This is a genomic window from Halorientalis pallida, from assembly GCF_049605515.1.
GTDB classification, from domain to species: Archaea; Halobacteriota; Halobacteria; order Halobacteriales; family Haloarculaceae; genus Halorientalis; species Halorientalis pallida_A.
In genome coordinates this window covers 351,992-378,323 of the sequence record NZ_CP187158.1, presented here as the reverse complement: position 1 = coordinate 378,323, position 26,332 = coordinate 351,992, and the positions used below count along the sequence as shown (strand labels likewise).

At 66.7% G+C, this 26,332-nt stretch carries 27 protein-coding genes; 15 read left to right on the top strand and 12 right to left on the bottom strand.

All coding sequences use genetic code 11. The features are described 5' to 3' along the window. The first annotated feature begins 75 nt into the window (after positions 1-75). Positions 76-2,217, top strand: coding sequence for a thioredoxin domain-containing protein (locus ACOZ4N_RS03475; protein ID WP_424018548.1), 2,142 nt, complete (start codon positions 76-78; stop codon positions 2,215-2,217). Between the two features lie 53 nt (positions 2,218-2,270). Then, positions 2,271-4,505: a DUF2298 domain-containing protein gene (locus ACOZ4N_RS03470; RefSeq protein ID WP_424018547.1), complete on the top strand. Its 2,235-nt coding sequence runs from the start codon at positions 2,271-2,273 to the stop codon at positions 4,503-4,505. A gap of 30 nt (positions 4,506-4,535) precedes the next feature. Here ACOZ4N_RS03470 and ACOZ4N_RS03465 read toward each other — a convergent pair whose 3' ends face one another. The 3 genes from ACOZ4N_RS03465 to ACOZ4N_RS03455 all read right to left on the bottom strand — a co-directional run bounded on the left by ACOZ4N_RS03465 (position 4,536) and on the right by ACOZ4N_RS03455 (position 6,604). After that, the gene (locus tag ACOZ4N_RS03465) at positions 4,536-5,513 is read right to left on the bottom strand and encodes a hypothetical protein (RefSeq protein WP_424018546.1); all 978 of its coding nucleotides are present in this window, start codon (positions 5,511-5,513) and stop codon (positions 4,536-4,538) included. A 185-nt stretch (positions 5,514-5,698) separates the two neighbouring features. Beyond that, the gene (locus ACOZ4N_RS03460) at positions 5,699-6,103 is read right to left on the bottom strand and encodes a thioredoxin (protein WP_424018545.1); all 405 of its coding nucleotides are present in this window, start codon (positions 6,101-6,103) and stop codon (positions 5,699-5,701) included. Positions 6,104-6,157: 54 nt separating this feature from the next. Further along, a complete protein-coding gene (locus ACOZ4N_RS03455; RefSeq protein WP_424018544.1) occupies positions 6,158-6,604 on the bottom strand; it encodes a DUF488 domain-containing protein in 447 nt (148 codons plus the stop codon). Between the two features lie 116 nt (positions 6,605-6,720). Here ACOZ4N_RS03455 and ACOZ4N_RS03450 point away from each other — a divergent pair, with 116 nt between their 5' ends. Both ACOZ4N_RS03450 and ACOZ4N_RS03445 read left to right on the top strand, forming a co-directional pair. Continuing rightward, a complete protein-coding gene (locus ACOZ4N_RS03450) occupies positions 6,721-7,722 on the top strand; it encodes a PLP-dependent cysteine synthase family protein (protein ID WP_424018543.1) in 1,002 nt (333 codons plus the stop codon). A gap of 223 nt (positions 7,723-7,945) precedes the next feature. Next, positions 7,946-9,091: a hypothetical protein gene (locus ACOZ4N_RS03445; protein ID WP_424018542.1), complete on the top strand. Its 1,146-nt coding sequence runs from the start codon at positions 7,946-7,948 to the stop codon at positions 9,089-9,091. Here ACOZ4N_RS03445 and ACOZ4N_RS03440 read toward each other — a convergent pair. Then, positions 9,088-9,666, bottom strand: coding sequence for a DUF5804 family protein (locus ACOZ4N_RS03440; RefSeq protein WP_424018541.1), 579 nt, complete (start codon positions 9,664-9,666; stop codon positions 9,088-9,090). The two genes, ACOZ4N_RS03445 and ACOZ4N_RS03440, sit on opposite strands and share 4 nt — an antisense overlap. Positions 9,667-9,795: 129 nt before the next feature. Here ACOZ4N_RS03440 and ACOZ4N_RS03435 point away from each other — a divergent pair, with 129 nt between their 5' ends. Both ACOZ4N_RS03435 and ACOZ4N_RS03430 read left to right on the top strand, forming a co-directional pair. Continuing rightward, positions 9,796-11,334 (top strand): RAD55 family ATPase, encoded by a 1,539-nt coding sequence (locus tag ACOZ4N_RS03435; RefSeq protein ID WP_424018540.1) that lies wholly within the window; start codon positions 9,796-9,798, stop codon positions 11,332-11,334. 1 nt (position 11,335) lies between these two features. Then, on the top strand, positions 11,336-11,908 hold the full coding sequence (locus ACOZ4N_RS03430; protein WP_424018539.1) for a DUF7504 family protein: 573 nt from the start codon (positions 11,336-11,338) through the stop codon (positions 11,906-11,908). On the opposite strand, the gene ACOZ4N_RS03425 is transcribed toward ACOZ4N_RS03430, so the two are convergent. Together ACOZ4N_RS03425 and cyaB are read right to left on the bottom strand one after the other, a co-directional pair. After that, a complete protein-coding gene (locus tag ACOZ4N_RS03425; RefSeq protein WP_424018538.1) occupies positions 11,905-13,107 on the bottom strand; it encodes a methionine adenosyltransferase in 1,203 nt (400 codons plus the stop codon). The two genes, ACOZ4N_RS03430 and ACOZ4N_RS03425, sit on opposite strands and share 4 nt — an antisense overlap. A gap of 65 nt (positions 13,108-13,172) precedes the next feature. Next, the gene (gene cyaB, locus ACOZ4N_RS03420; protein WP_424018537.1) at positions 13,173-13,721 is read right to left on the bottom strand and encodes a class IV adenylate cyclase; all 549 of its coding nucleotides are present in this window, start codon (positions 13,719-13,721) and stop codon (positions 13,173-13,175) included. Positions 13,722-13,823: 102 nt separating this feature from the next. Here cyaB and ACOZ4N_RS03415 point away from each other — a divergent pair, with 102 nt between their 5' ends. Next, positions 13,824-14,807: an FKBP-type peptidyl-prolyl cis-trans isomerase gene (locus ACOZ4N_RS03415; protein ID WP_424018536.1), complete on the top strand. Its 984-nt coding sequence runs from the start codon at positions 13,824-13,826 to the stop codon at positions 14,805-14,807. A gap of 159 nt (positions 14,808-14,966) precedes the next feature. Then, on the top strand, positions 14,967-15,797 hold the full coding sequence (locus tag ACOZ4N_RS03410; RefSeq protein ID WP_424018535.1) for a bacteriorhodopsin: 831 nt from the start codon (positions 14,967-14,969) through the stop codon (positions 15,795-15,797). 3 nt (positions 15,798-15,800) lie between these two features. Here ACOZ4N_RS03410 and ACOZ4N_RS03405 read toward each other — a convergent pair whose 3' ends face one another. Further along, a complete protein-coding gene (locus tag ACOZ4N_RS03405; protein WP_092663910.1) occupies positions 15,801-16,430 on the bottom strand; it encodes an RAD55 family ATPase in 630 nt (209 codons plus the stop codon). A 29-nt stretch (positions 16,431-16,459) separates the two neighbouring features. Further along, positions 16,460-17,113 (bottom strand): MinD/ParA family ATP-binding protein, encoded by a 654-nt coding sequence (locus ACOZ4N_RS03400; RefSeq protein WP_424018534.1) that lies wholly within the window; start codon positions 17,111-17,113, stop codon positions 16,460-16,462. 101 nt (positions 17,114-17,214) lie between these two features. On the opposite strand from ACOZ4N_RS03400, the gene pyrB reads away from it, so the two are divergent. Together pyrB and pyrI are read left to right on the top strand one after the other, a co-directional pair. Continuing rightward, complete coding sequence (pyrB, locus tag ACOZ4N_RS03395) at positions 17,215-18,129, top strand: aspartate carbamoyltransferase (RefSeq protein ID WP_424018533.1); 915 nt, start codon at positions 17,215-17,217, stop codon at positions 18,127-18,129. Further along, the gene (pyrI, locus tag ACOZ4N_RS03390; RefSeq protein ID WP_424018532.1) at positions 18,126-18,590 is read left to right on the top strand and encodes an aspartate carbamoyltransferase regulatory subunit; all 465 of its coding nucleotides are present in this window, start codon (positions 18,126-18,128) and stop codon (positions 18,588-18,590) included. The genes pyrB and pyrI overlap by 4 nt, the downstream gene beginning before the upstream one ends. 1 nt (position 18,591) lies before the next feature. Here the strand turns inward: pyrI and ACOZ4N_RS03385 are convergent, their stop codons facing one another. Then, positions 18,592-20,493, bottom strand: coding sequence for a PAS domain S-box protein (locus ACOZ4N_RS03385; protein WP_424018531.1), 1,902 nt, complete (start codon positions 20,491-20,493; stop codon positions 18,592-18,594). 264 nt (positions 20,494-20,757) lie between these two features. Between ACOZ4N_RS03385 and ACOZ4N_RS03380 the strand changes: the two genes are divergently transcribed. After that, positions 20,758-21,582, top strand: coding sequence for a hypothetical protein (locus ACOZ4N_RS03380; protein WP_424018530.1), 825 nt, complete (start codon positions 20,758-20,760; stop codon positions 21,580-21,582). Here the strand turns inward: ACOZ4N_RS03380 and ACOZ4N_RS03375 are convergent. After that, positions 21,579-22,067 (bottom strand): hypothetical protein, encoded by a 489-nt coding sequence (locus ACOZ4N_RS03375; protein ID WP_424018529.1) that lies wholly within the window; start codon positions 22,065-22,067, stop codon positions 21,579-21,581. The genes ACOZ4N_RS03380 and ACOZ4N_RS03375 overlap by 4 nt on opposite strands. Before the next feature lie 90 nt (positions 22,068-22,157). Continuing rightward, entirely contained in the window at positions 22,158-22,715 is a 558-nt protein-coding gene (locus ACOZ4N_RS03370; RefSeq protein ID WP_424018528.1) for an NUDIX hydrolase, read from the bottom strand. Positions 22,716-23,119: 404 nt separating this feature from the next. Between ACOZ4N_RS03370 and ACOZ4N_RS03365 the strand changes: the two genes are divergently transcribed. The 4 genes from ACOZ4N_RS03365 to ACOZ4N_RS03350 are packed head-to-tail and all read left to right on the top strand — an operon-like array spanning position 23,120 to position 25,153. After that, a complete protein-coding gene (locus ACOZ4N_RS03365) occupies positions 23,120-23,737 on the top strand; it encodes a DUF7504 family protein (RefSeq protein ID WP_424018527.1) in 618 nt (205 codons plus the stop codon). 45 nt (positions 23,738-23,782) lie between these two features. Next, positions 23,783-23,980, top strand: a complete 198-nt coding sequence (locus tag ACOZ4N_RS03360; RefSeq protein WP_424018526.1) for a DUF1918 domain-containing protein — start codon at positions 23,783-23,785, stop codon at positions 23,978-23,980. Positions 23,981-23,987: 7 nt separating this feature from the next. Further along, on the top strand, positions 23,988-24,425 hold the full coding sequence (locus ACOZ4N_RS03355) for an RNA-binding protein (RefSeq protein ID WP_424018525.1): 438 nt from the start codon (positions 23,988-23,990) through the stop codon (positions 24,423-24,425). Next, on the top strand, positions 24,425-25,153 hold the full coding sequence (locus ACOZ4N_RS03350) for an RNase P subunit p30 family protein (protein WP_424018524.1): 729 nt from the start codon (positions 24,425-24,427) through the stop codon (positions 25,151-25,153). Before ACOZ4N_RS03355 ends, ACOZ4N_RS03350 begins: the two co-directional genes overlap by 1 nt. A gap of 231 nt (positions 25,154-25,384) precedes the next feature. On the opposite strand, the gene ACOZ4N_RS03345 is transcribed toward ACOZ4N_RS03350, so the two are convergent. Continuing rightward, positions 25,385-26,233, bottom strand: coding sequence for a hypothetical protein (locus tag ACOZ4N_RS03345; protein WP_424018523.1), 849 nt, complete (start codon positions 26,231-26,233; stop codon positions 25,385-25,387). Positions 26,234-26,332: the final 99 nt, after the last annotated feature.

Genomic DNA, 26,332 nt, shown 5'->3' with positions numbered 1-26,332 from the left:
CGGCGAACCGAATCAAAAAATCTGGGCTGGGTGGGCGTCCCCGCCCTCAAGTACCCGGCGCGCCTACCTCGCCCCATGACCGACGCGGCCCCCACCGACCGCAACCGCCTCGACGACGAGGAGAGCCCGTATCTCCGCCAGCACGCCGACAACCCCGTCAACTGGCAACCGTGGGACGACGCCGCCCTCGACGCCGCCCGCGAACGCGACGTGCCGATCTTCCTCTCGGTCGGCTACTCGGCCTGCCACTGGTGTCACGTGATGGAAGACGAGTCGTTCGAGGACCCCGACATCGCACGCAAACTCAACGAGAACTTCGTCCCGATCAAGGTCGACCGCGAGGAGCGGCCCGACCTCGACTCGATCTACCAGTCGATCTGCCAGATGACACAGGGCACCGGCGGCTGGCCCCTCTCCGTGTTCCTCACGCCCGAGGGCGAACCCTTCTTCGTCGGGACGTACTTCCCACCCGAATCCAAGCGCGGGATGCCCGGCTTCGGCCAGTTGCTCGACGATATCACCGAGAGCTGGGAGACCGAGCGCGACGGACTCCAACAGCGCGCCGAGAAGTGGACGAACGCGGTCAGGGGCGAACTCGAGGAGACGCCAGAATCGGCCGGCGAGGCACCCTCGGAGACCCTCGACGCGGCCGCACAGGCCGCCGTCCGCGGGGCCGACCGCGACCACGGCGGGTGGGGGCGCGGCCAGAAGTTCCCCCAGGCCGGCCGCGTCCACGTCCTCCTGCGGGCCCACCGCCGGACCGGCCGCGATCAGTACCGCGAGGTCGCCACCGAGGCACTCGACGCGATGATCGAGGGTGGCCTCTACGATCACGTCGGCGGCGGCTTCCACCGCTACTGCACGGACCGTGACTGGACGGTCCCCCACTTCGAGAAGATGCTGTACGACAACGCCGAGATCCCACGTGCCCTGCTGGCTGGCTACCAGGCGACCGGCGACGAACGCTATCGGGAGTACGCGCTCGACACGCTGGAGTTCGTCACCCGCGAACTCCAGCACCCCGACGGCGGCTTCTTCAGCACGCTCGACGCCCAGAGCGAGGGCGAGGACGGCGAGCAAGAGGAAGGCGCGTTCTACGTCTGGACACCCGAGGCAGTCCGCGAGGCCGTCGCCGGGACGGACTTCGACGCTGTGGACGACGACACCGCCGCCGAGATCTTCTGTGACCGCTACGGCGTCACCGAACCCGGGAACTTCGAGGGCCGGACCGTGCTGACGGTCGTGGCCGACATCGACGACCTCGCCGACGCCTACAGCCTCGACCCCGCGGATGTCGAGACGGTCCTCGACGAGGCGACCACCGCCGTCTTCGAGGCTCGCGAGGACCGGCCGCGACCCCGCCGCGACGAGAAGATTCTGGCCGGCTGGAACGGGTTGATGCTGTCGGCCTACGCCGAGGCCGGACTCGTGGCGGGCCCCGAGGTCGCCGAACCGGCCGTCGACGCAGTTGAATTTCTCCGGGAACATCTGTGGGATGCCGAGGAACGGCGACTCGCCCGGCGGTACAAGGACGGCGACGTGAGCGTCGACGGCTACCTCGAAGACTACGCCTTCCTCGCGCGGGGCGCGTTCGACCTCTACCAGGTCACGGGCGGGCTCGACCATCTCGCGTTCGCGCTGGACCTCGCACGAGCCATCGAGGCGAACTTCTGGGACGCCGACGCGGGGACGCTGTACTTCACGCCGGCCGACGGCGAGGGACTGGTCGCGCGACCCCAGGAACTCACCGACCAGTCGACACCCTCCAGCGCCGGCGTCGCCGCCGACCTGTTGCTCGCGCTCGATCACTTCCTGCCCCGCGAGGGGTTCGCCGACGTGGCCGAGACCGTGCTGGCGACCCACGGCAACGAGATCGAGTCCGACCCGCTCCGCCACGCGTCGCTCGTGCTGGCCGCCGACGGCTACGAACACGGCGGGCACGAACTCACCGTCGCCGCCGACTCGCTCCCCGAGGACTGGCGGGCGGCCGTCGGCGAGGCCTACCTCCCGGGTCGCATTCTCACGCGCCGGCCGCCCAGAGCCGACGAACTGGCGGACTGGCTCGACCGGCTGCATCTCGACGAGGCACCACCGATCTGGGCCGACAGGGGCGAGCGCGACGGCGAACCGACGGTGTACGCCTGCCGCGCGTTCACCTGTTCGCCGCCGCGCCACGACATCGAGGCGGCGCTGGACTGGTTCGAGACAGCGGATTGATGGGTGTCGCCGTGCTTTTGTAATCGCGCTGTGAGCCACCCACCCGAGAACGGGTGATTCCCTTCGACGCCGTCGTCGGCTGGCTGGTCGTCTGTCTCGTCCTCGGGCTGGCCGGTGGACTGATCGCACTCGGACCGCTCGCGAACCTGGGTCGCTACGCGCCGGCGTTCGGCCTCCCCGCGGCACTGTTCGTCGTGGGTAGCGTCGCGCTCTGGGTCGGCCACCTCTCGATTTCTGTCGGGCTCGTGGCCGGCCTCGCAGTGCTGGGGCTGGCCGCCGTCGTCACGGCCCGCCGGACGGACTGGCGCGACCGGTTCCGGGCCGGCCTGCCCGCCTACGGTGTCTTCGTACTCGCCTTTGCCTTCCTGCTCGCGCTCCGTGCCTTCGATCCCGCCGTCGACCCCGCGAGCGGCGAGAAGTTCCTCGATTTCGGCTTGCTCCGCGCGCACCTCAGAGCGTCGGCCCTGCCGGCCGAAGACATGTGGTTCGCCGGCGAACCGTTCGGCTACCACTACGGCGGGCAGTTCACGACCTCGCTGCTGGCGCGGCTCACCGGCACACCGGCACGGCTCGCCTACAACCTCTCGCTGGCCACCTTCTACGCGGCACTGGTGACGGCCGCCTACGGGCTGGCGGGTTCCATCGGGCGACGCTGGAACGCCGGTCGCGCCGCTGCCCTCGCCGGCGTCTTCTTCGTCGGGTTCGCGAGCAACCTGTCTCCTCTCGTTCGGTTGCTGTCGGGCCTCGTCGACGGATCGCCCGCCACAGCGCTCGCGGGGCTGGACTACTGGCCGGCCAGTCGCGTCGTGCCGGGGATGATCACCGAGTTCCCACTCTTTGCCTACCTCGACGGCGACCTGCACGCGCACATGCTCGCGGCACCGTTCTCGCTGCTGGCCGTCGCCTGTCTGTACGCGTACTTCGAGACACCCCCCAAGAAGCGGCGGTACCGGCAGGCCGTCGTGTTCGGCCTCGTCCCCGCCATCGCGGGCTTCCTCACGGTGACGAACGGCTGGTCGCTCCCCATCATCCTCGGCCTCGTCTGGCTGACGCTGTACTTCGCCCCCGCGTCGCCCGTGTCGCTCGGCTTCGACCGCTTGCGGGAGTCGGTTCCCGTGTCCGGCGACACGCCAATCGCGCGGTTCGTTCGTAACGGCCGCGCGCTCGCGGCGACACTGGCGACCGGCGTGGTGGCACTTCTCGCGGTCGGCTGGTCGCTCCCGTTCTGGTCGGTCTCGGCGACCACCGGACTCTCCGTCGGCTTTTTGCCGACCCGGAGTCCCCTCGGATCGCTCCTGCTCGTCCACGGCCCCTTCCTCGCCGTCCTCGTCCCGTACCTGCTGGTCCGGTTGACGCCGGACACGGAGGTCCGGACGAGCGCCGGCATCGTCGTCGCCGCGGTGGCGATGGTGAACTACCTCCTCTCGGGCTTTGCCGGCGTGATCGTGTTCACCATGCTCGTGCTGGTCGCCTGGTTCGTCCTCCAGCGCACTCGCCGCTCCGACGCTGACACACCCATCGGCTACGAGGGAGTCCTCGCGCTCGCCGGCTTCGGCTTGATCGTCCTCGTCGAGCTCGTCTACCTGAACGAGCCGACCAGAATCGGGCGTGTGAACACCTTCTTCAAGACCTACGCCGAGGTCTGGCTGTTGTTCAGTGTCGCCACTGCCGTCGTCGTCGGCCGCCTGCTGGCCGACAGCGACGGGCCGTCGCTCCCTGTGGTCGGTGGTTTCGATCTCCGTCCGGTCGTCGTGGCGGCGCTGGTCCTCTCGACCGGCATCTACGGCGTCGCCGCCGTGGTTGAGTGGACCGACGGTGACGGCGAACCGCACAACAGCGTCGCGGACCCGACGCTCGACGGACTGTCGGTGGCCGAAGATGAACACCCCGACCGGATGGCCGCGATCACCTGGCTCGACGACCGGTCGGGGACCCCGACACTGCTGAGCGCGCCCGGTTCCGGTACCGGCGCTGACCACTACTGGGCCACCGCCCCGTCGAGTCTGACGGGCGTCCCGACCGTCGCCGGGAGGGCACACGGTGTCGGGTTCCGCGACCCCGACGCTTACTGGCGTCGCGTCGACGACGTGGGCGTCATGTTCGAGGGGAGTCGTCCGGATCGTCATCGTCTCCTCGACCGCTACGGTGTCCGATACGTCTACTACGGCCCCGAGGAGCGCAGGCGATACGGCACCGACCGGTTCGACGACGACCCCGCCACGGAACCCGTCTTCGAGAACGACGCCGTGACGATCTACCGCGTGAACCGGTCGACGCTCCGGTACTGACCCGGCTACCCGCCAGCCGGAGCCCGCGACTCAGTCCCACCAGTCGTCGTCATCGTCGTCATCGTCTTCCCCGTCGTCCCACCAGTCCCCGTCGTCTTCGTCGTCCTCGTCGTCTCCAGTCTCGCCTTTCCCGTCGTCGTGGTCGCTGTGGTCTTCGTCGTCGCCGTGGTCTTTCCCGTCGCCTTCGTCTGTTTCCTCCCACTCCTCGCGTTTCCGCTCCCAGTAGTCCTCGTGGTCGCGGTGGCTGAAGATGTCCTTGAAGAAGTTCGCGCCCTGGTCCATCCAGAGCGTGTGACGTTCGGGGTCGTCGAGTCGGCCCGAGAGGAGTTGCCACTTCTCGACGGTGCCCTCGTACTCCTCGCCGTAGAGTTCGGCGTCCTCGTTGAACGCCGGGTCGATCCGGAAGTAGAGGTCGTCGTCGAGCGGCCCGTACGCCCCGCCGTCGTTGCGGCCGCCGGCCCAGGTCCAGTGGACGGTCTGGAGCAACCCCTCGGTCTCCCACTGGTCGAAACTACTCGGAGAGTCGTAGTCGTCGTCCCTGACGATCCAGGAGCCGTCCGCCGGCAGACCGAGAAACGTGAACGACGCCGCGCCTCCGTCGTTGTCACCCGTCCACTTCTCGTGGACGATTACCAGACTCACGTCACCGTCGGGCCCTTCGTAGAGAAAGACCGTGCAGGTGTTCTCGCGCTGGAGCGGTTTCGTCCCGACGGAGCTGTAGTGGGTCCGGTCCCACCCATACAGTTGTTCGACCGGTATCGATCCCTTCAGCGGCGTAATCTCGACGAGTTTCTTCTCGAAGAACCACTTCTTCTGCAGGCAGTAGTAGGTCTCGTCGGATTTCCCGTCCGCGACCTCGTCGAGGTCCGGCGCGTCGTGGTCCGTACAGCCCGCGACTGCGATCCCTGTCGAGGCGAACGCCCCTGCCCCCGCCGCGACGCCACTGATGAACTGCCGCCTGTCGAGTCCCGCGTTCGTGTTCCGGCGCATCGAACCGGTCTCTCTCACCTACGCCCTTCGTTATATTCCGAGTAGAACAGGTCAGTTATCGTGTACTCCGACTCCGGAGACGGAGGTGCGTGGTTACGACGGTTCTACCGGGTCGGTGAGTGTGGGTAGCCGGTCACTACCAGTTCGTCGTCGACTGTTCGTTCGTGGGTGCGGCTTGCGTTCGGTTCGGCTATCGGGTGCGCTCAGGCCGTCGTTTCGACGTCGGCGAGGTCGTCGGCGAGAGCCACCGCGATGGGGACCTCCGCGTCCTCGACGAACCGGGCCAGTTCCTCGCCCGTCGCCGAGTCCTCGACGACGACCGTCGGGATGTATTCGATGCCGTACTCCTCGACGCCGGGGCCGGTTTTCGATCCGTCGTCTTCCTTCTCTGTCGGGTAGTGTTCGATCCGGTCCTCGGAGACCTCCGCCGCCTTCAGCGCCGCGCCGAAGGCCGGGAGCTGCGACCGGCAGTCCTTGCACCAGTCGCCGCCCCAGACTTTGAACACCACGGTCTCGTCGAGGTTCCCGAGTGTCTCGACCGTCTCCTCGTAGGAGTCTTCGTCCCAGACCGGGTCCGGTTCCATCGTCGTGAGTCGTCCGTCGCTCATACCCCCATCAACGCGGCCGGCGGCCTTAACGGGTGCGTTCCCGACAGCCGACCGTTAGGTCCCGTCGGCTAGCCGTTCGTCCAGCAGTTCGACCAGAATGTGTCGGTGACACCGTTTATCCTCGCCCTCGAAACAGACGAGGACGACGGTCTCGCCGTCACGAGCCCGTTCGGCCAGGTCCGCGAGTACGGCCTGCGCGTCGGGGGATTCGCGGACGTATTCGCGGTATCGCTCCTCGAACCCCACCTCGTCCCAGGCCGCGTTGTGCGCGCCCTCGTCACAGAGGCCCTGCATCTTCAGGTCCTCGTGGCGCTGTTTCGTCGCTTCCAGCAGGTTTTCTGGCGGCCCCAGCGCGGGCCGGTTCTCGTCGACCGCTCCGTGGAACCAGCCGGTCGGCTGGCGGACGACGCCGACCAGGGTGGCGTCCTCGAACGTCACCAGGTCGTGCTGGAGTGCGGCGACGTAGGTCTCGGAGACCTCCCCGGAACCGGGTCGCGCCATGAGCCAGTCTCGAACGGGCGTACGCAAAAACCCGGCGACCAGGCGGGCGTCGGCGACCGAGGCACGCCCTGCCGGCGGCAGTGGGCACTTAAGCCGGGGTGGCATAGCGGGAGCAAATGCACGCGTCGATTCTGGAGACCGTCGGGTCGCCGCTGGTACAGGTCAAGTCCCCGCCGGGGGCGACCGTCGCCGCGAAGATCGAGTCGAAGAACCCGGGTGGGTCGGCCAAGGACCGTCCCGCGCTGGCGATGATCGAGGCCGCCGAGGCCGCCGGCGAGATCGAACCCGGCGACCACCTCGTCGAACCGACCAGCGGCAACACCGGGATCGGCCTCTCACTGGTCGCCGCAGCCAAGGGCTACGACATCACCATCGTCATGCCAGCCTCCAAGTCGGCGGAGCGGCGCAACCTGATGAAAGCCTACGGCGCGGACCTCGAACTCGTCGAGGGCGAGATGGACGCGGCCAAAGAGCGCGCCGATCGGCTCGAAGCCGAGGAGGGCATGGTCCAGCTCCGGCAGTTCGAGAACCCCGCCAACCCCGAGGCCCACTACCGGACGACCGGCCCCGAGATTCTGGAACAGTTGGGCGACCGCACCCCCGACGCCTTCGTCGCCGGCGTCGGTACTGGTGGGACGCTCTCGGGGACGGCACGCCGCCTGCTGGAGGAGTTCCCCGACATGGAAGTCGTCGCGGTCGAACCCGAGGACAACGCCGTCCTCTCGACGGGCGAATCCGGATCCGACGACTTCCAGGGCATGGGCCCGGGCTTCGTCAGCGACAACCTCGACACCGACCTGCTCGATTCCGTCGAAACCGTCGGCATCGACGAAGCGGAAGCTGAGTGCCGCCGCCTGGCCCGCGAGGAGGGGATACTGGTCGGCCAGTCCTCCGGCGGGACCAACGTCGTCGCCCGCCGCGTCGCCGAACGACTGGCCGACCCCGACGCCGACTGCCCGCCCTCCCCCGACGAGGGCGGTCCCGGCCCGGGGATCGTGATGGACGGCGACGGCCCCGCCGATCCCGGGTCCGAGACGTTCACCGACTGCCCGCTCGTCCTCACCGTCTTCTGGGACTCCGGCGAGCGGTACATGTCGACCGGGATGTTCGAGGGCTGAGTGTTGGGAGGCGAGGTGCCCCGCTCCGCGCGGCACCCGACGAGGTGACCGTGTAGTACGAAAACGATCTACCCGCCGCCACACGCGATGGTTCGACCTGTCGGTGGCGATAAATCTACGAATTGCAAACTCTAAATAACTGGTTCCTGTCTGACTAGTACGAACGGCTGTGGTGGGCGGTACACCTGGGTGGGATCACGGTCCGCCACAGCCTCGAACGACTATGACAGGGAAACCGGCTTTCGATGCCACGATATCGCGGGCTCTGGTCGCGGTCCTGTGCTGTCTGCTCGTCGCGGTCCCCGTCGCAGGTGTCGCTGGGGGACAGCCCAGGGCACAGGCGGCCGACAGCGGGCCGGCCGCGACCGTCGGTGGCGCCGTCGCTGGGTCCTCACTCGACGCGCCACCACTGGTCGCCCAGACGAACGGGTCGTCGGCCAACGAGACCGACGCCGAGAACGGGACCGACGGCAACGCATCGAGCGGCGACGGGAATCGCACGGCCACCACGACCAGCGGAAACGAGACGGGCGACGACGGGACGGCCGAAACGGAGACGACCGAGGAACCGGCGTTGATCGAGTCCTTCACCGCGACCACGGCGGGAACGAACGTCACCGTCCGGGTCGAGAGTTCCGAAAAGCTCCGCCAGATCGCCGTCGGCGTCTACGACATCGACGGCGACGTGGTAGCCCAACGCGAGTCGAACTTCCACGTGGGGACCGAGTACGCGGCGACGTTCGACCTCTCGGCTGGCACCTACAGAACGAGTCTCGTCACCGCCAGAAGTTACGACCGACGGGTGGACGACCCGACGAGTCACTTCGCCATCGTCACGGTCGCCGAACCGGGGGCCAACGACAGCGAACCGACCGACGACGAGACGAACACCGGACCCGACGACACGGGGCCAGGAGCCAACGAAACGGAGACGGCACCCGGGGACGGATCGGGTGAGACGACGACCGGCAACGAGACGGCGGACTCGGGCTCACAGGAGGGGGGAGCCGAGTCGGAGCCAGAGAACGGGACGGAGACCACCGACCGGAACCGCACTGCTACTCCGGTGTCGTCGGCGACCGGGACACCGACGACGGCCGCCACCGAACGGTCGACCACCGCGACTCCGGCACCGACGACGAGTGCGTCCGCGTCGACGGACGCCGAAACGAGCCGGGAGGCGTCACGTCCGGCAGGGACGACACCGCCGCCGGAGACGCGCGCGGCCGCCGCCGACGAGCGTGGCTCAGAGCCCCGGACCCGAACGCGGGGAGCGCTGTTCGGATCGCCGTTCCTGCAGAGCGTCCTCACGCTCGTCGCCGCCGCTGTCCTGGCTCTGCTCAGCGTCCTCCTGTGGATTCGGGGCTAGCGCTGTTTCTCGCCGCCGAACTCGGCTTCGGCCACTCTGACGACGAGCGTGTCCGAAACGTCCTGGAGGTCGTACTCGGGGAGGTCCGGGCCGGTCCGGGCGGCGTACATCGGTTCGACCAGCGCCGGGGCCGTATCGACGGTCGCGTCGTCGGACCCGTCGTCCGTCTCGGACTCGCCGGCGTCGGAGTCCCCGCCGGTCGCCACTGCGTCCGGCGGGCCACCGTCGTCCCGGTCGGACTCGTACTCGACGCCGTAGATCTTGAGGAAGCGTTCGGTCTCGTCGGCGGACAGTTCGTCGTCGCGGACGGCGGCGGCGAGGTCCCGGGAGAGCCACTCGGTCTCGCTGACGCTGGGTTCGCGGACGAACGCGTCGCGCGTGAACCGGACGAGATACCAGTTCAGGTCGTTCAGGAGGGCGACGGCCGCGCCGAGGCTCACCGTCTCGACGGCGACGGTGTTCTCGAACGGCTCCCGCAGGTCGTAGGTCGCGAGGGCGTTTCGGGCCGTCTCTCGCGAGAGCAACTCGTACCGGAGGTTCACCTCCGGATCGCCGACGAGACAGACCTGCGTCATACTGGGCGGAACAGGGCCGCGAGGCATAGCGGTTTCGGCTCCTCGACCGTCTCGACCGGCACGGCGCGGTGAAGCGACCCGCACTCACTTACGACTGGGGTTCGTATCGGCGACAAGTTTGATCCCCCCATGACTACGGACCCGACAGCAGAGTCCGGCGGCGGACTGCGGAAGATCCCCTCGGGCAGTGTCGTCCTGGACGAGATCCTCCAGGGCGGCCTCCCGAAGAACCGGTCGGTCCTCGTCTCCGGCGGTCCCGGGACCGGCAAATCGACGCTGGCGATGCAGTTCCTCCAGCGCGGCCTCGAAGCCGGCGACGACTGTCTGTTCGTCAGCACGGAACAGACCACAGACGAGTTGCGGGACACGTTCGACGGCTACACGTTCGACCTCGATCACGAGGCCCTCACGATCACGACGATCCACGCCACGACCGGCTACACGCTGGAAGGCGAGGACGAAGAACTGACCCTGAAGACGCTCGAAGGCGGCGACTCGGTCAGCGACGGCTACTCCGCGCCCTTCGAGTCCCAGTACATCGTCAAACACCTCGAACAGTTCGCGCCCGTCGACCGCGTGGTCCTCGACAGCGTCTCCGGGCTGTCGGCGATGGGCGACGACTACGACCGCTACCGCCGGGCCGTCCTCGACCTCATCAGGCTATTCTCCGACGAGTTCGAGGCGACGACGATCCTGACCGCCGAGGAGAGTGGTCTCGGTGCGGACTCGGGCGAGGCCACGGTCGCCGTCTCGGACTCGATCCAGTACAACACCCACGGCGTCGTCCGACTCTGGCGGGAGAACATCGAGGGCGACTACCACCGCTTTTTGGAGGTGATGAAGATGCGCGGCGTCGACCACGACACCCGGGTGTTCCAGACGGACTTCGACGACGACGGAGTGCGGCTCATCCCCCGGATGCGCACCCACCCCGGCGAGTTCGTGCCCGACGACTTCATGGCGACCGGGATCGGTGGCCTCGACGCACTGCTCGGGGGTGGCATCGTCCTCGGCGGGACGATGTTGCTCGAACACGACGGCCAGGCCAGCCCCCACTCCATCCTCACGAGTTTGATGCGGGCCGCCGTCGACAACGACATGTCCATCGCGCTGGCTCCACCGGTCGAGTTACCGCCCAAGCGACTGGAGACGATCATCGACCGGGACGTGGGCGACATGGACGAGATGCTGGAAAACGACGAGCTATTCCTGCTGGACTACCCGAACATCTGGCGCAACACCCGCCGAAACGTGTTCAAGCCGCGGGAACACGACGACGAGGGAGCCGAGTCGGTCCTCGAGATCATCGACGAACGTCGCGGCGACAGACCGATGTTCAGTGCGATGAACGTCGAGGCGATGGTGCCGGTCATGGACGAGAACGAACTCAAGCGGATGCGGTTCTGGGAGGAAGAGAACCTGATGGGGGAGGACGATACCTCGCTGTACTTTTTCAACCCCGGGACGTTGCCGGACGAACTCGCCGAGTTCTACAAGAACAGCGCGTGGCAGGTCCTCCGGACGTGGATCAACGACAAGGGACTCCAGTACATCAAGCTGAAGAAGTCACCGGCCGGCTTCCTCGGCTCGACGCGACTGGTCGAGTACACCGAGGCGAAACCGTACATGCGCGTCCAGCGACCGCCGCGAGCCGACGAGGAGAGTTGAGATGAGCAAGCACACCCCCGCCAAATCGGGTAACTTCCTCGTCCTCGCGCCGGCCATGAGCGACGAGAAGGCCGACCAGTGCCACGACCTGCTGTCGGGCGAGTCGCCCGAGAACGTCGACCTGTTGCGGATCGTCTACCACCGCTCGCCCGACCGACTCGTCGACGAGTGGGCGGACCGGGCAGGTGCCCAGCCGTCGAACACGGTCATCCTCAGCGTCGACGACCGCGCCCAGTCGGGTTCGATCGGCGGCGAGAAACTGTCGGGCGAGGCCGACGGGACGGTCGAAGTCCTGGCGGCGAATCCGAACGACCTCACGGGACTGGGGATGGAACTGAACAACGCCCTGACGGCGCTGTCCGAGACGGGCAACGACGTGTACGTCTGCTTCGACTCGGTGACCGCGATGCTCCAGTTCGTCGACACCGAGAGCGCCTACAAGTTCCTGCACATGCTGACCGGCCAGTTCCACAAGGTCGACGCGGTCGCACACTTCCACCTCGATCCCTCCGCTCACGACGACCAGACGATCAGCCGGATCAAGACGACGTTCGACGACCTGATCGAACCCTAGAAGGTCGAGAGGTCGCCCTCGATGGCCCGCTCGGTGATCGAGGTCACGTCGGCGAGTCGCTCGTCGACGATTGCAGTTACTTCGTCCTCGATGTCGGCGACGGAGACCCCGTCTTCGGTGACGACGTGCGCGTCGGCCACGTGGGGCTGGTCGATGGGACGCCCGATCTGGCTGAGCAGCCGGATCTGGAGTTCGCGGATGCCGTCGACCTCGTCGACGACGGCCTCGGCCACGTCCGTCGAGAGCAGGTTGTAGATCTTCCCGATGTGGTTGACGGCGTTTTTCCCGCTCGTGGCCTCCATGCTCATCGGCCGGTTGGGCGTGATGAGGCCGTTCGCGCGGTTGCCTCGACCGACGGAGCCGTCGTCGCCCATCTCGGCGGAGGTGCCGGTACAGGTCAGGTAGATCGCGCCCTCCTCGTAGTCGTCGGCGGTGTTGACGTGGACGGTCACGGAACGGTCCGTGATCGAGCGGGCGAGGTCGCCGACGTACTCACGGACCCCCTCGACGGCATCCCGGTAGGCGTCGAGGTCGGCGACGTACTCGTCGATCATCGCGACGGCGACGGTCACGTCGACCTGATCGCCCTCGCGTTTGCCCATCACCTTCACGTCCGGGCCGATCTCGGGGTTGTCGTCGGCGTACTCGCCGTTGAGTCGGCGCTCGGTCTCGTAGACGATCCGCTCGGTCTCGGTCAGCGGCGCGTGGCCGACGCCGAAACTCGTGTCGTTGGCCATCGGGACCGCGCCGTCTTCGCCGAACACTTCCTGCAGGTCGCCGCTGCCTTCGCCGAGTTTCACGTCGATCACGACGTCCCGACCCACGTCGAGCTGGGGGATCTCCTCGTTGAGGTAGTCGCGGGCGGCCTCCAGGGCGATGGTCTCGGCCGGGATCTTCGTCCCCTCGTACTCCTTGGTCGCGCGGCCGACGATCAGCAGGTAGATCGGTTCCTGGATCTCCCCGCCGCCGAAGGCCGGCGCGGCACTGCCCGCGACCAGCTGGGTCTCGTCGGTGTTGTAGTGGAGGGGCTTGCCGACGCGTTCGAGGTAGGCCTGGGCGAGCGCCTGCGAGACGCGCTCGGCCACGCCGTCACAGATCGAGTCCGGATGCCCGATTCCCTTCCGCTCGACGATCTCGACTTCCTGATCTTCGACTGCGAGCCGGTTGGTCGGCTCGACGCGAATGTTCCGCTCGGTCATTACCTCCACCTTGGCAGGTGGGGATTCTATAACTTCCGGAAATGTCGAGACTGACAGAATTACTGTCAGGCATCCCCGTCTGCGAGCAACATCCCGAGATAGGAGGTTCGGATGCCGTCGTCGGGGTCCAGATCGAGCGATTTCAGGAGGTCCTGTGCCGCATCGCGCTCGGTCGGCACGTCGGCCTCGCGCTCGCACTCGGTCTCGACCTCGACGAACTCGCCGACCTCCGACACGGAGTCGAGCGTGACGGTGAACTCGTGGACCCGGAACCGGGTGCGCTCTTTCTCGACCGTGGCGGCGGGCGAGAAGCCAAGCGACTCGAAGATGGCCTGCACGCGCTCACGATCCGCTACTTCCGACTCGATCTCCTCGCGGGTCTTGGACTCGGCCTCGACCAGCGGTCCCTTGTAGGTCAACTCGGTAATCGCTCCGTCGGAATCACGTTCCTCGCGGAGGCGCAGTGCCTCGTCGGTCGCCGCGAAGTCCCGGTGGGGCGCGTCGAAGTAGGTGTCGACCTGTTCGACGGTCCCCAGCGGTTCGGCGTCCAGTTCGGCCAGTCGGTCCCGGACGGCCTCGTGGTCGGCGCGGACTTTGACCTCCACTTCGTACATACCACCCGATTCGCGGGGCTGGACTAAAGAATCCGGATTCCGACCGGTCGCGGCCCGGGTCGAAACGTTGTGCTTATAGGCGTAACCCATGACCTTCAGGGTATGAGTGACGAAGCCGAGGCCGACGAGGCCGAACAGGCCGATGACGTAGCAGACAGCGAGGAGACAGCCGAATCCGAACAGTCCGGACTCCAGGCGGGCGACTTCGTGGAACTGGACTACACCGCCCGCACCGTCGAGGAGGGCACCATCGTCGACACGACCCGTCCCGAGGTCGCCGAGGAGGAGGGCCTGGACGAGGAGGGCCGCGAGTTCGAGCCCCGCACGCTCGTGCTGGGCGAGGGCTTCCTCTTCGAGGCCGTCGAGGACGACATCATCGGCGGCGAGGTCGGCCAGAGCGACACCGTCGAGATCGCCGCCGACGAGGCCTTCGGCGAGTTCGACGAGGACGACGTGCGCACCGTCTCGGTCAACAAGATCCCCGAGGACGACCAGTACCCCGGCGCGCAGGTCCAGATCGACGGCCAGCAGGGCCGCGTCGAGACCCTCGTCGGCGGCCGCGCCCGCGTGGACTTCAACCACCCGCTCGCAGGTGAGGACATCGAGTACGACTACGAGGTCGTCGGCCAGGTCGAAGACCGGCTCGAACAGGCCCGCAGCCTGTTCGACATGTACCTCGGCATGGATCTGGAGATGTGGATCCAGACCGACGAGGTCGAGGAGGAGGAACTCGTCCAGCCCGACGAGGAGGGTGACGAGGACGAGGAACCCGAACCCGAGACCGAGGTCGTCGAGGTCGAGAAGGAGACCCTCTACATCGAGGCCAACCCCCAGCTCAGCATGAACCAGCAGTGGATGATGCAGAAGCAACAGATCTGCCAGCAGGTCACGGACCTGCTCGGGCTCGACCGCGTGATCATCCAGGAGATCATCGACGGCTCCGGGATGGGGATGGGCATGGGCGGCATGATGGGCGGCATGGGCGGCGGCGAGGGCGACATCGAGGAAGCCCTCGAAGACGCCGACGTGGACGCCGACGAGATCATGGAGGAGATCGAAGGCGCGGCCGAAGACGCCAACGAGTAACGCCGCCGACGGTTCTGTCGTCGGAAACGCCGTCGTTCTCGGAATCCTGACTGGTTGGGGGTCCGTTTTTTCCGGATCCCAGGCGTAATCCATACGGGGACGGGTCGCGGTGGCCCACTTCTGGCCACGTCGCGATCGGGTCCCGAAACCATCGTACACATGATCACGCAAGCCACTGGAGACGCGTCGGCGCTCGTAGCGCCCGTTGCACAGACCAACGCGGTCGAGATACTCCGGAACGACACGGTACTGAGCGCATCGCTGTGGATCAACGTCGCCCTCGCCGGCCTCGCGATTTTGCTGTTCGTCTACATGGGCCGGAACGTAGAGACACCACGGGCGCGGCTGATCTGGGTATCGACACTCCTGGTACCACTGGTCTCGCTCGCCAGTTACACGGCCCTGCTCTCGGGGTTGACCGTCGGGACGCTGGAGATGCCCGCGGGACACGCCCTGGCCGGTCAGGAAGTGTTCTCCCCGTGGGGCCGATACCTGACCTGGACGTTCTCGACGCCGATGATCCTCCTCGCACTCGGACTGCTCGCCGGCACCGATACGGCGAAACTGTTCACGGCCATCACGATGGACGTAGGGATGTGTGTGACCGGGCTGGCCGCCGCGCTCGTCACCCAGTCGTACCTGCTTCGCTGGGTGTTCTTCGGGATCAGTTCGGCCTTCTTCGTCGCCGTGCTCTACGTGTTGCTGGTCGAGTGGCCCGACGATGCCGCACGGGCCGGTACGGCCGAGATATTCGGAACGCTGAAGCTGTTGACCGTGGTGTTGTGGCTCGGCTATCCGATCCTCTGGGCCCTCGGTATCGAGGGGTTCGCCCTGATCGACGCGGCCGTCACGTCGTGGGGGTACTCCGCGCTGGACATCCTCGCGAAGTACGTGTTCGCGTTCCTGCTCCTGCGCTGGGTCGCGGGTAACGAGGACACCGTCGCGTCGGCCCCGGACGGAGCGACGGCGTCGGCTGTCGCCGACGACTGACGATCAGGCGATATCCCGCGACGTGTCGATGGAGACCTCCTCGACGAGGTCGAGTTTGATCACGTCGGAGGGCGCGCGGCCACCCCGGAATTTCGGGATGGCCAGCCGGTTCTCCACGTCGTCGCCGTTGGTGCCGGTCTCCAGCTGGAAGATCACGTCGGCGAAGTGCTCGGTGGAGTCCCGGAGGCGGGGAATCTGATGACCGGTCAGGCAGTGCAGGACCGCCAGCGAGCCGGTGTTGAAGATGTGGTTCTGGAGGTCGTTCATGAAGTTGCGGAACCGCGAGGGCGGTTCCTGAGTCTCTAGGACGTTCACCGGGTCGATGATGAGGTTCGAGGTCTCCGGGAGCGCGGAGACGAGCTTGCCGGCGTTGTCCAGCGGTGCTTCCCCGGGAATGTGCCGGACGGTCGGGTCGCCGGTCTCGGTCGGCGAGTTGCGGATGCTGTCGGAGACGGCTTCTTCGGAGCGGTCGAGCGAGAGGTAGAGTGTGCCCCGCGTCGCGGTGAGTTCGTAGAGAAATAGCTCAGCCTGGCTGGCCGGGTCGGCACAGAGCGCGACGATACTGCCGGCCGGGATCCCACCGTTGAGCTTCCGGTCGAGAACGTCGATCCCGGTCCGGAGCCGATTCTCCATGTCAGTATGAGCCAAGCGTACCCAGCAGATTAAATATTCCGTTGTTGAACCTTTCTTGCGACCCGTCGATACCCCGTAGGAACCGTTCGTGTCGGGCGATCTCCACTCGAAACGTAGGTTATGCGTGCCGCGACCGGACAGTGCAACGCGGCGCGCGCGGTCTCGGCCGGGACCGTTGCCGCGTCGTCGGTCGGGCTGGTCTCGACCAGTACCGCCGCGAGTGGCGCCGCGTCGAGTTCGCGGGCCATCGCTGCGGTCTTGACGGCGTCCCGGAGCGACCGGCGTCGCGGTGTCGAGACGAGGAGCGTCCGGTCGGCGACCCGCAACGGGCCGACCGCGTCAGCCATCGCGCCGGCCGGACAGTCGAGCAGTACCGGCCCGTCCCACGCTCGCAGACGGGGTGCCGCGGCGGCGAGGGCGTCCGCGTCGGCACCCGTCGCCGAGAGGACGGCGAGGCCGCGGTGGTCGGGCGGGGTGTGGGCGACGCTCGCGGGTCGCCGTCCGTCGGCCACGGCGGCGAGACCGGGTTCGCGCGGGACGCCGGCGACACGGTGGAGGTCGGGCATCTCCACGTCGGCGTCGACGAGTAGCGGTGAGCGGCCGTCGGCGGCGAGTGCGTGCCCGAGTCGGTACGTCGTGGTCGTCTTCCCGCACCCACCTTTCCCGCCGGCTATCGCGAGCATGTTCGCGGGTGGTCGCGGTTTCGGTCAAAAGCGTTCGGAGCCGGGTTCCCCCGTCGCGACTAACGAGGGATTCAAGGGGCCGCGGGTCGCGGGTTCTCTCAATGCCCCAGGACCACATCATCAGCGCGAAACACCTCTCGCGTGCCGACATCGAGTCGGTACTGGATCGCGCGGCCGAGATCGCCGCCGATCCGGACGCGGTGGCCGACCGGCACGCCGGGAAGTTGCTCGGTATGCTCTTTTTCGAGCCGAGCACGCGCACGAAGATGAGTTTCTCCGCGGCGATGAAACGACTCGGCGGCGACATCGTCGACATGGGCCCGGTGGACCAGTCCAGCGTCAAGAAGGGCGAGAGCCTCGCCGACACCGTGCGCGTCGTCGAGGGCTACGCCGACGCGCTCGTGATGCGCCACCCGCTGGAGGGGTCGGCCAAGATGGCCAGCGAGTTCGTCGACGTGCCGCTCATCAACGCGGGCGACGGGGCCGGTCAGCATCCGACACAGACCCTGCTGGACCTCTACACGATCCGTGAATCGGCCGGCTTTTCGGACCTGACGGTGGGGATCATGGGCGACCTGAAGTACGGCCGGACGGTCCACTCGCTGGCCCACGCGCTGACGACCTTCGACGCCCAGCAACACTTCATCAGCCCCGAGAGCCTGAAGCTCCCGCGTGGCGTCCGGTACGACCTCCACGAGGCCGGGGCCTCGATGCGGGAACACACGGAACTCGAGGAGGTGCTGGACAGCCTCGACGTGCTGTACGTCACCCGAATTCAGGCCGAGCGGTTCCCCGACGAGGACGAGTACCGCAAGGTCGCCGGGGAGTACCAGATCGACGCCGAGACCCTGGAGGCGGCCAAAGACGACCTGGTCGTGATGCATCCGCTACCCCGCGTCGACGAGATCGCACCCGACGTGGACGAGACCGATCACGCACGCTACTTCGAGCAGGCACACAACGGCGTGCCAGTGCGGATGGCACTGCTGGACCTCATTCTGGAGGGCAACCTATGAGCGACGAACAGAAACTCCGCGTCAGCAAGATCACCGAGGGAACGGTCATCGACCACGTCACGGGCGGCCAGGCGCTGAACGTCCTGGCGATCCTGGGCATCGACGGCTCCGGCGGCGAGGAGGTGTCCATCGGGATGAACGTCCCCTCCGAACGGCTGGGCCGGAAAGACGTGGTGAAAGTCGAGGGCCGCGAGTTGAGCCAGGACGAGGTTGACGTACTCTCGCTCATCGCGCCCGCGGCGACGATCAACATCGTCCGGGACTACGACGTGGTCGAGAAACACCGCGTCGAGCGCCCCGGCGAAGTCGTCGGGGTCCTGCAGTGTCCGAACCGCAACTGCATCACGACGAAAGACGAGCCGGTCGACTCGCGCTTCGCCGTCCTCGACGAGGGCGTGCGGTGTGCCTACTGCGACACGATCATCCGCGAGTCCATCGCCGATCACATCCACGTCGGCTGAGTCACTCCGCGCGGAGGCTCAACACGACGACGCTACCCTGGGAGTCGGAATCGGACCCCGGTCGATCATCGATCCGGACCTCGCCGCCGAAGAAGGTGGCGATCCAGTCGACGAGCCACAGTCCCACGCCGCTGCTGTGGGTCAGCTGCGTCACCGCCGCGTCGCCGGTGACTACTTTTCGCTCGTGGTCGGGGATGCCCGGTCCGTCGTCCGCGACCCGGAGTTCGACCCACTCGGCCGGTTCGACGCTGTCGCTGGCGACCGTCCGCGGTGGGTCCCCGTCCGCTACGATCTCGACATGGACCGTGGGCGAGTCCCGTTCTGCGTGTTCGATAGCGTTCTCGACGAGATTGGCGAGTGCGATCCGGAGCGACTCGTTGCCCCTGACCTGGATCGGGCCGTCGAAATCGGTCTCGACCGTCGCGTCCGGGTACTGTTCGCGCACGTCGGCGAGGACAGCCTCGGCGATCACGGCGAGGTCGACGGTCGGCGCGTCCTGCATTCGGGTACCGAGCGACTTCTGGACGCGCCGGATCTTGTCGCTGGTCTCGACCAGATCGAAGGCCGTCTCGTTGATCCGCTGGGCGTACTCGGCGACGGAGGCCGACTCGGTCTCCAGCTCGACGAGGTCGGCGTACTCGATGACGGTCGTGAGGTCGTTGCGGAGGTTGTGCCGGAGCAGTCGGTTGATGACCTCCAGCCGGCGCAACAGGCGCTTCCGGTCGGAGATGTCGCGGGTGATCCCCGCCGTCCCGCGGAACTCCTCGTCGAAGGGCAAGACGGCGATGTGGGTCTCACAGGGAATCACCTGCCCGTCTTTCCGCACGAGGTCGTGCTCGAACTTCGCGCTCGGGCCGAGCGGGTCGTCGTCGGAGACGATCCGGCGGACCAGTTCCCGGGCCCGTTCCATGCCGTCCTCGGTCATACCGATACGGGCACCCTCTTCGCCGGACTCGCCGCGTTCGTACCCGGAGAGTTCGTGCAGCGCCTCGTTGACGTAGATGTACCGCTCGCGGTCGTCGAGCGCCCAGACGGCGTCCGGGATCGCCTCGATGATCGTCTCGTACTGTTCGAGTTCCTCCCGCCGTCGCTCGCGTTCGGTCACGTCCCGGAGGACGCCGATGGTACCGCGGAACTGGTCCTCGTATGGCCGCAACGCCACCCGTGCCTGATAGATGCGCTCGTCGTCGCCGGGATAGGCGCGGAACTGGAACTCGCCGCGTTCGGTGTCCGCATCGTCCGAGAGCAGGCGACGCACCACGTCGGTGTAGGGTTCGATCACCTCCTGGTGGAGGACGCCGTCGGCGACCAGCTGCGGGATCGGCGTTCCGATGGCGTCCGCCTTCGTCATCCCGAGCAGGGCCGCGCCGTTTTCGTTGCCGCTGACGATGGTCGCGTCCTCGTCGAGGACGAACACACCGTCGGGCACCGTCTCGACGATGGTCTCGTAGTGTCTGCGGTCGGTCGGGGCACCCACGGACGAATCGCCCGCCGGCTGGTCCGTGTCGGGGGGCGACGACTCGCCCCCGGTCGCCCGGATGGCGTCGGTGACACGGCTGGCGAGTTCGGGCACGGCGCCGTCGGGCCCGAGCGGGACGTAGTCGGTCGCACCGGCGGCGATGGCGTCGCTCGCGGCCCGCTCCGATCCCTGCCCCGTCGCGATCACGAAGGGGAGGTCCGGGTGGGACTGGCGGACCGACCCCAGCAGTGCCAGCCCGTCGCCGTGGGGGAGGTCAAGCCCGGTCACGACACAGTGGATCGGCTCGTCCGCGCCCAGTCGCTCGTGCAGCGCGGCCCCCGTCGGGACTCTCGCGACCGTCACGTCGTCCGTGGCCGAATCGAGCGCGGCCGCAACGTCCGCGCCCCCGGGTTCGGGGACGACGGCGATCCGCTTGTCAGCCATTCACACGTACCTGGGGAACGAGACTCAAATACCCTCCGCCAGGGTCGGAGTCGGACACGAGGGGGTCGGCCCCGGAAGGATTATACCTCGACCCGTCGTTTTCTGTCATGCAATGTCCAAGAAGCTCAAGCTCGCCGCCGCCCTGGTCGCCATCGTCCTCGTGTACCGTCTGGCGGTCAAGAAGTGAGTCGGCGACACTGACGTATCGCGCGCGAACCGCCCTGGCCCCGACGGGCTTTTCCCGGCCGCTGTGTACCCACAGATATGTACGGCGTCGTCACCCGCAACGAGGAAGAGTTGGCCTGGTCCGAGTTCGACCGGTCGTTCTACGAGGTCAAAGACGTCACCGGCCGGGCCGCCGAACCCGTCCCCGAGGGCATCAGCATGGTCTCCTGTTTCGGCGACAACGCCGCCGCCGACGCCAATCCCGACCTCGTCCCCGTCTCCGAAGACGGCGAACCCGCTACGCGGGAGCGTCGCTACTTCGACTGGGCCTACGTCTGCCCCACCCGGGACGATTACCGGGAGGGCCTGCTCGAGATCGTCGAAGACGCCGCCGACGTGACCCCGGACGTGCGCCTCGACGACGTGGGCTTTCCCCGCCCGGAGTACTGTCACTGTGACCGCTGTGAACGACGCTTCGCCGACAGCGAGTTCGAGGACTGGTTCGCCTGGCGCGCCGACGTGATCACCGAGTTCGTCCGCGAGGCCCGCGAGCGCGTCCCCGGCGACCTCTACCTGACGCTGTACCCCGACCCCTACCCCGGCCACGTCTACGAACGGGCCGGCCTCGACGTCGACGCCCTCGAAGAACACGTCGACGAGTTCGTCGTCCCCATCTACGACATGGCCTACACGACGACCTACTGGCTGGAGATCATCGCGTCGGGCTTCGCCGACGCCCTCGACACGCCGTTCAGCGTCGAGTTGTACGCCGTCGACGTGGAGATCGACAACCTCATCGACGCCGCCGAGGTCGCCAGCGAGTACGGCGAGAGCGTCCTGTTCGGCTACGACGCCAGCAACGCCCGCGCGACGCTCAGGCGCATGAACGCCGACGGTCGCGAGGGCGAGGAGTTCGGAGCTTAATCGACCGGGACGACGGTCTCGACCGTCTTGTTGCCCTGCTCGGTCTGCAACGTCGTGAACAGGAGCCCGTCGTTCTCCCTGAGCGCGAGCCCGTCACCGATTCCCACGTTGATCTCGAACGTGCTGACGACCGTCTCGTTCGCGGCGATGGTCCCCGGGGCGACCTCCCCGCTCCAGGCCTCCTTCTTCGCGCTGCCGTTCTCGTACCTGGTGAACAGGGCGTGATCCGCCGTCACGTTCAGCGACGTGTTCCCCGTATTTCTGATCGTCGAGTTCACCACCCGGCAGGTCTGGCCACACTCCGACCCCCCGACGAGCGTGAAGTTCAGCGCCACGTCGCTCCCGTTTCCGTCCCCCGTGGTCGGCGGTGCGGTGTCGTCGCCCCCGCCGCCCGGAACCAGTCCGAAGACGAACGCCGCACCGACCCCTGCTATCACGACCGCGCCGACGACACCGACGACGACCGCCATCTGTGATCGTTCCATCCGTACCCCCACAGAGCCACGTGTCAGGGTTAAAACTACTTCCGGTTACGACGCGTAGAATGGACCTCGAAATCGCCGACGGACCGCCGATCACAGCGCCTGCTCGCGCCATCTGAGCAGTTCCGCCCGGTCGCGGGTGTCCTCGGGCAGGTCGCCGAACCAGCGCGCGTCGGAGATCTCCCCGTCGGGATCGCGGACTTCGAGGTCGGTCGACTCCGCCCGGGCCGCGAACACCGGGAGGACCCCCCAGGCGCGATGGCCGTCGCTGCGGAAGTTGACTCGTGCGAGGATCCCCACCCCGTCGTAGGCGGCGTCGATACCGGCCTCCTCCCGGAGTTCGCGGCGTGCGCCCTCGCGCAGTGACTCGTCGGCCTGGACCTCACCGCCGGGGACGACCCACATGTCGACACCCTCGTGACGGACGAGCAGGAGGTCGCCCGAATCGCGGTAGACCAGCGTGTGCGCACCGTAGGGAAGCCCGTTCTCCCGGATGCGGTCGGCGACGGTCCGGAAGCGCGACCGGGAGACGCTCCGCGTGCGCTCGTACTCGACGTAGTTCTCGTGGTCGCTGGCGAGCCGGTGATACGTCTGTTCGGCCCGCTGATCGGCCTCGTCGGCGAGATACCACAGGTTGTCGACGACAGTCATCGTGCCGCGTCTGCGTGGCGTGGCGTTTGCACGCGATCCGGAGGGGCGGCGAAAGAGTGCGAACGGTTGACCATGTCGACGTATTTCACACGAGCCAGCAATAAGTCTTCGACATTGGCCGTCGAGACCGCTCGCCCGTCCGAAGCGTCTCCCGGCGGTCGACGCTTCCGGCTCACGGTTGCACCGCTCGCACATCCCAAGCTCCTCCCATTCGGTCGGAGCTTCCGGCAGACGCCCGTCTGACAGGGAATTATACGCGTGCGGCCGACTTGCACTGTCATGGGACACGGGAGCAACCCTCCCGGACGTGATCGGTTCAGGGGTCGTGGGCCGAATCGCTTCGGGGACCAGTCCGAGTGGAACCGTACCGACGAGGGGCGTGAGCGGACGCGCGGTGAGTCCCGATGACGACCACGGAGCGCGTGGCCGACCGGGACCGCGGGCGGGCCCCGGCGGACGGGACCGTCCTCCTGCTGGCACCCTCCGTCGGTGGTGCCGAACGGGACGCCTGCACGGAGTTGCTCGCGCACCACGACGCCGCGAGTACCCGCGTGATCCACGTCCTCTACATGGAGTCGGCCATCGAGCGGTACCGACTGATCGAGTCGCGACTCCCAGATCACCCCGCGGAGTCGGCTGTCGTCGCGGTCGGGGCCGGCGGCGTCGTCGGCGAGCGCGGACCGGAGCCACCGGCGGACCACTACCACGTCCAGCGGCTGACCGATCCGGCCGATCTGACGGGACTCGGGATGGCGCTCAACGACGCCCTCGGCGAGTGGGCGGCGGCCGGCGACGTGACGCTCTGTTTCGACTCGCTGTCGATCCTCCTGCAGTACGCCGACACCGAGCGTATCTTTCGGTTCCTGCACATGCTGACCAACAGGCTGACCGAACTCGGGGCGAGCGCCCACTTCCACATCGATCCGGCCGCCCACGACGAGCGGACGGTCGCGCAACTGGCCCAGGCATTCGACGAGCAGGTCAGGGTCGACGGCGACGGCGACCGCATCGTCCGTGGGTGACCGCGAATCAGTCCCTTTTTAGGCCGGCGTGAGTAGATTTCGGGTATGAGTTTCGAGGAAGACGACACCGTCATTCTGCACGACGAGCACAGCGAACACGACGGCGAGGAGGGTGTGATCACGCAGGTCATGGAGACGATGTTCGGCGACGCCAACTACACCGTGAGCTTCGACGACGGCCAGGAAGCCGGCATCTCGGAGGACGCGCTCGAACTCGTCGACGAAGCCGACGACGAGGAGTAACGTAGCCGTGCCGTCGGTCCCCTTCCACTACGTCGACCTCCGCGCCTTCTGTTACGCCACCGAGGACGAGAAGCGCGTCGCGGGCGCGCTCCGAACCTTCCTCCCCGAGGAGGTCGAGATCGAGCGCGCGACCTCGGAAGGGCACCACGGCGACCGCATCGTCGTCCTCTCGGCCCGGGTCGAACGGGCCGACGAGATGCGCCACGTGCTGGACCGCCTGAGCGACCTCGACACCGCCCAGCAACTGGCCGACGAACTCGACGAGCGGGTCGACGACAACTGCTCGCTGTTTCTCAGACTGGACAAGCAGGCCGCCTTCGGCGGCGACGTGCGACTCGGTGACGGACTGACCGTCCGGGCCAAGGTCGAGGCCTACCCCGCGACGAAGGAGAAAGCGGTCGAGAACGCCCGCGAGGCCCTGGAGACGTTCATCGCGGAGAAGTGATGTACGAGGGGGTCCACGCGCGACCGGACGGTGAGAGTACGGTCGCGCGGCAGGCGCTCACCGCCGCGGAGTACGGGTATTCCGGGATCGTCGTCCGCAACCACGGCGACCAGCCCTGCGATGCCGACTACGAGGAGATCGCCGAGACCTACGGCATCGACGTGGTCGACGGCGTCGAGGTCCGGGCCGACGATCCGTCCCGGGCCAGCGGCTTCGTCGGCAACTACCGCGACGAGAAGACCGTGGTCTGTGTCCACGGCGGCGACACCCGACTCAACCGCTTCGCCGTCGAACAACCCGCCGTCGACGTGCTGGCCCATCCGATGGACGGCGGCGACTTCAATCACGTCCTCGCCAAGGAAGCGGCGCGCAACGGCGTCCGCGTGGAGTTCTCGCTGACACGGGTCCTTCGAGAGCAGGGCGGCACCCGCGTCAGGGCGATCCAGGACCTCCGGAAACTCCGGGAACTCGTCGAGACGTACGACGCCCCCTACGTCGTGAGCGTCGACCCGACCTCGCATCTGGACCTGCGCGCCCCGCGAGACCTCCAGGCCGTCGGCGAGGTGATCGGTTTTTCCGCCGAGCAAGTCGAGCAGGGTCTTCAGGAGTGGGGGCGACTGGCCGAGCGCAACCGCGAGCGGCAGTCCGACCGGTACGTCGAGCCGGGTGTTCGGCTCGGGGAGTACGAGGGCGGAGACGACGAGCCTCCCGGGAGAGACGGCGACTGATTCCCTCGGGAATTACAGTGAACCATTGTACGACACGCTCAAGTACTACGCTTGGTAGTCGGGAAAGGTTCTTATGCGGGAACCGCTTCAGCTAGAACAGACTCAACTGGAGGCACTTGCGATGACCTTCCGAGAACAACTCCGCTCGATAGAAGAGCGGTATGGTGTGAGTGAGAGCGAACATGCCCGGGAGCTTGGGCGCACTGTCGCGGACCTTCAGGATTAGCACGGTTATTCTGCTGCTTCGAGAAACGAGACGAACTCCCCTTTCCCAATACCGTCGGTACTGACGAGTTCGTCGTGTCCGGCACGTGTAACGGATTCGGTGAGGAAGTCCGTACAGAGTTCGGTATGCGCATCCCCGTAGTGCGCCAACGCTTCTGAGCGAGTGAGATCGAGGTCGTACTCTGCAAGACTGATCTCGATGCCATTCTTCCGTACAACGGTGTCACACCCCCACTCAGAGAGTAACGAGAACGCCGTCGTATTCCGGCGAACCGTGAGAAGCCGCTTCGATTCGGAAATATACTCGTTGAACCACGTCTTCCAGTCGTACGCTTCAGTCGCAAAGTCAGGAAATGAGAACCCGGTTTCGATGCTTTCCAGGTACCACTGAGCCATACTGATCGAAGTCCGGTGATTCGCATTGGGTAGTGCGTGTTTCAGAATCAGCGTCGACATCAACTGCCCTGCGACATCGACAGCAGTGCCGGTCCAGTCGACGCGAGCGATAGCATCGGGAATCCGCTCTAATTCGATCTGCTTGTAAATTTCGAGTTTCTCTTCCTCTTCCAGCTCCGTTTCCTCGACGATCTCCTCGAATATCTGGAGCAACCGTACCGTAATCGTCCGATCCTGCGAGGACATCTCATCGAGTGTGTCTTCAAACGCCACATCAAGATCCTCGACAGTACCGCTCGCCCCACGATTTGTATACAGTACAAAGAATTCCTCCTCGAAATCGTAGTGCTCGATCATCGCGTCTTGCCCTGCTGTCGTTATCTCGTCCCTGTCTTGCGTGACATACGCGAGAGAGTAGTGAGAATCATCGGGATGATGGTAATAGACACGGGCAGTCATCCCATCAGTGTAACCAACAGACCGGATTAAAACATACTACATCCAGTGGCGGACGAGCACGTTCGGACAATACTACTGAAACGCGCATTACCTGTACTG

What these genes read in the sequence shown, in the direction of transcription:
- ACOZ4N_RS03475 (WP_424018548.1), top strand. Translation starts at nt 76, where the DNA reads ATGACCGACGCGGCCCCCACCGACCGCAACCGCCTCGACGACGAGGAG.
- ACOZ4N_RS03460 (WP_424018545.1), bottom strand. Translation starts at nt 6,103, where the DNA reads ATGAGCGACGGACGACTCACGACGATGGAACCGGACCCGGTCTGGGAC.
- ACOZ4N_RS03455 (WP_424018544.1), bottom strand. Translation starts at nt 6,604, where the DNA reads ATGGCGCGACCCGGTTCCGGGGAGGTCTCCGAGACCTACGTCGCCGCA.
- ACOZ4N_RS03450 (WP_424018543.1), top strand. Translation starts at nt 6,721, where the DNA reads ATGCACGCGTCGATTCTGGAGACCGTCGGGTCGCCGCTGGTACAGGTC.
- ACOZ4N_RS03445 (WP_424018542.1), top strand. Translation starts at nt 7,946, where the DNA reads ATGACAGGGAAACCGGCTTTCGATGCCACGATATCGCGGGCTCTGGTC.
- ACOZ4N_RS03440 (WP_424018541.1), bottom strand. Translation starts at nt 9,666, where the DNA reads ATGACGCAGGTCTGTCTCGTCGGCGATCCGGAGGTGAACCTCCGGTAC.
- ACOZ4N_RS03435 (WP_424018540.1), top strand. Translation starts at nt 9,796, where the DNA reads ATGACTACGGACCCGACAGCAGAGTCCGGCGGCGGACTGCGGAAGATC.
- ACOZ4N_RS03430 (WP_424018539.1), top strand. Translation starts at nt 11,336, where the DNA reads ATGAGCAAGCACACCCCCGCCAAATCGGGTAACTTCCTCGTCCTCGCG.
- ACOZ4N_RS03425 (WP_424018538.1), bottom strand. Translation starts at nt 13,107, where the DNA reads ATGACCGAGCGGAACATTCGCGTCGAGCCGACCAACCGGCTCGCAGTC.
- cyaB (WP_424018537.1), bottom strand. Translation starts at nt 13,721, where the DNA reads ATGTACGAAGTGGAGGTCAAAGTCCGCGCCGACCACGAGGCCGTCCGG.
- ACOZ4N_RS03415 (WP_424018536.1), top strand. Translation starts at nt 13,824, where the DNA reads ATGAGTGACGAAGCCGAGGCCGACGAGGCCGAACAGGCCGATGACGTA.
- ACOZ4N_RS03410 (WP_424018535.1), top strand. Translation starts at nt 14,967, where the DNA reads ATGATCACGCAAGCCACTGGAGACGCGTCGGCGCTCGTAGCGCCCGTT.
- ACOZ4N_RS03405 (WP_092663910.1), bottom strand. Translation starts at nt 16,430, where the DNA reads ATGGAGAATCGGCTCCGGACCGGGATCGACGTTCTCGACCGGAAGCTC.
- ACOZ4N_RS03400 (WP_424018534.1), bottom strand. Translation starts at nt 17,113, where the DNA reads ATGCTCGCGATAGCCGGCGGGAAAGGTGGGTGCGGGAAGACGACCACG.
- pyrB (WP_424018533.1), top strand. Translation starts at nt 17,215, where the DNA reads ATGCCCCAGGACCACATCATCAGCGCGAAACACCTCTCGCGTGCCGAC.
- pyrI (WP_424018532.1), top strand. Translation starts at nt 18,126, where the DNA reads ATGAGCGACGAACAGAAACTCCGCGTCAGCAAGATCACCGAGGGAACG.
- ACOZ4N_RS03385 (WP_424018531.1), bottom strand. Translation starts at nt 20,493, where the DNA reads ATGGCTGACAAGCGGATCGCCGTCGTCCCCGAACCCGGGGGCGCGGAC.
- ACOZ4N_RS03380 (WP_424018530.1), top strand. Translation starts at nt 20,758, where the DNA reads ATGTACGGCGTCGTCACCCGCAACGAGGAAGAGTTGGCCTGGTCCGAG.
- ACOZ4N_RS03375 (WP_424018529.1), bottom strand. Translation starts at nt 22,067, where the DNA reads ATGGAACGATCACAGATGGCGGTCGTCGTCGGTGTCGTCGGCGCGGTC.
- ACOZ4N_RS03370 (WP_424018528.1), bottom strand. Translation starts at nt 22,715, where the DNA reads ATGACTGTCGTCGACAACCTGTGGTATCTCGCCGACGAGGCCGATCAG.
- ACOZ4N_RS03365 (WP_424018527.1), top strand. Translation starts at nt 23,120, where the DNA reads ATGACGACCACGGAGCGCGTGGCCGACCGGGACCGCGGGCGGGCCCCG.
- ACOZ4N_RS03360 (WP_424018526.1), top strand. Translation starts at nt 23,783, where the DNA reads ATGAGTTTCGAGGAAGACGACACCGTCATTCTGCACGACGAGCACAGC.
- ACOZ4N_RS03350 (WP_424018524.1), top strand. Translation starts at nt 24,425, where the DNA reads ATGTACGAGGGGGTCCACGCGCGACCGGACGGTGAGAGTACGGTCGCG.
- ACOZ4N_RS03345 (WP_424018523.1), bottom strand. Translation starts at nt 26,233, where the DNA reads ATGACTGCCCGTGTCTATTACCATCATCCCGATGATTCTCACTACTCT.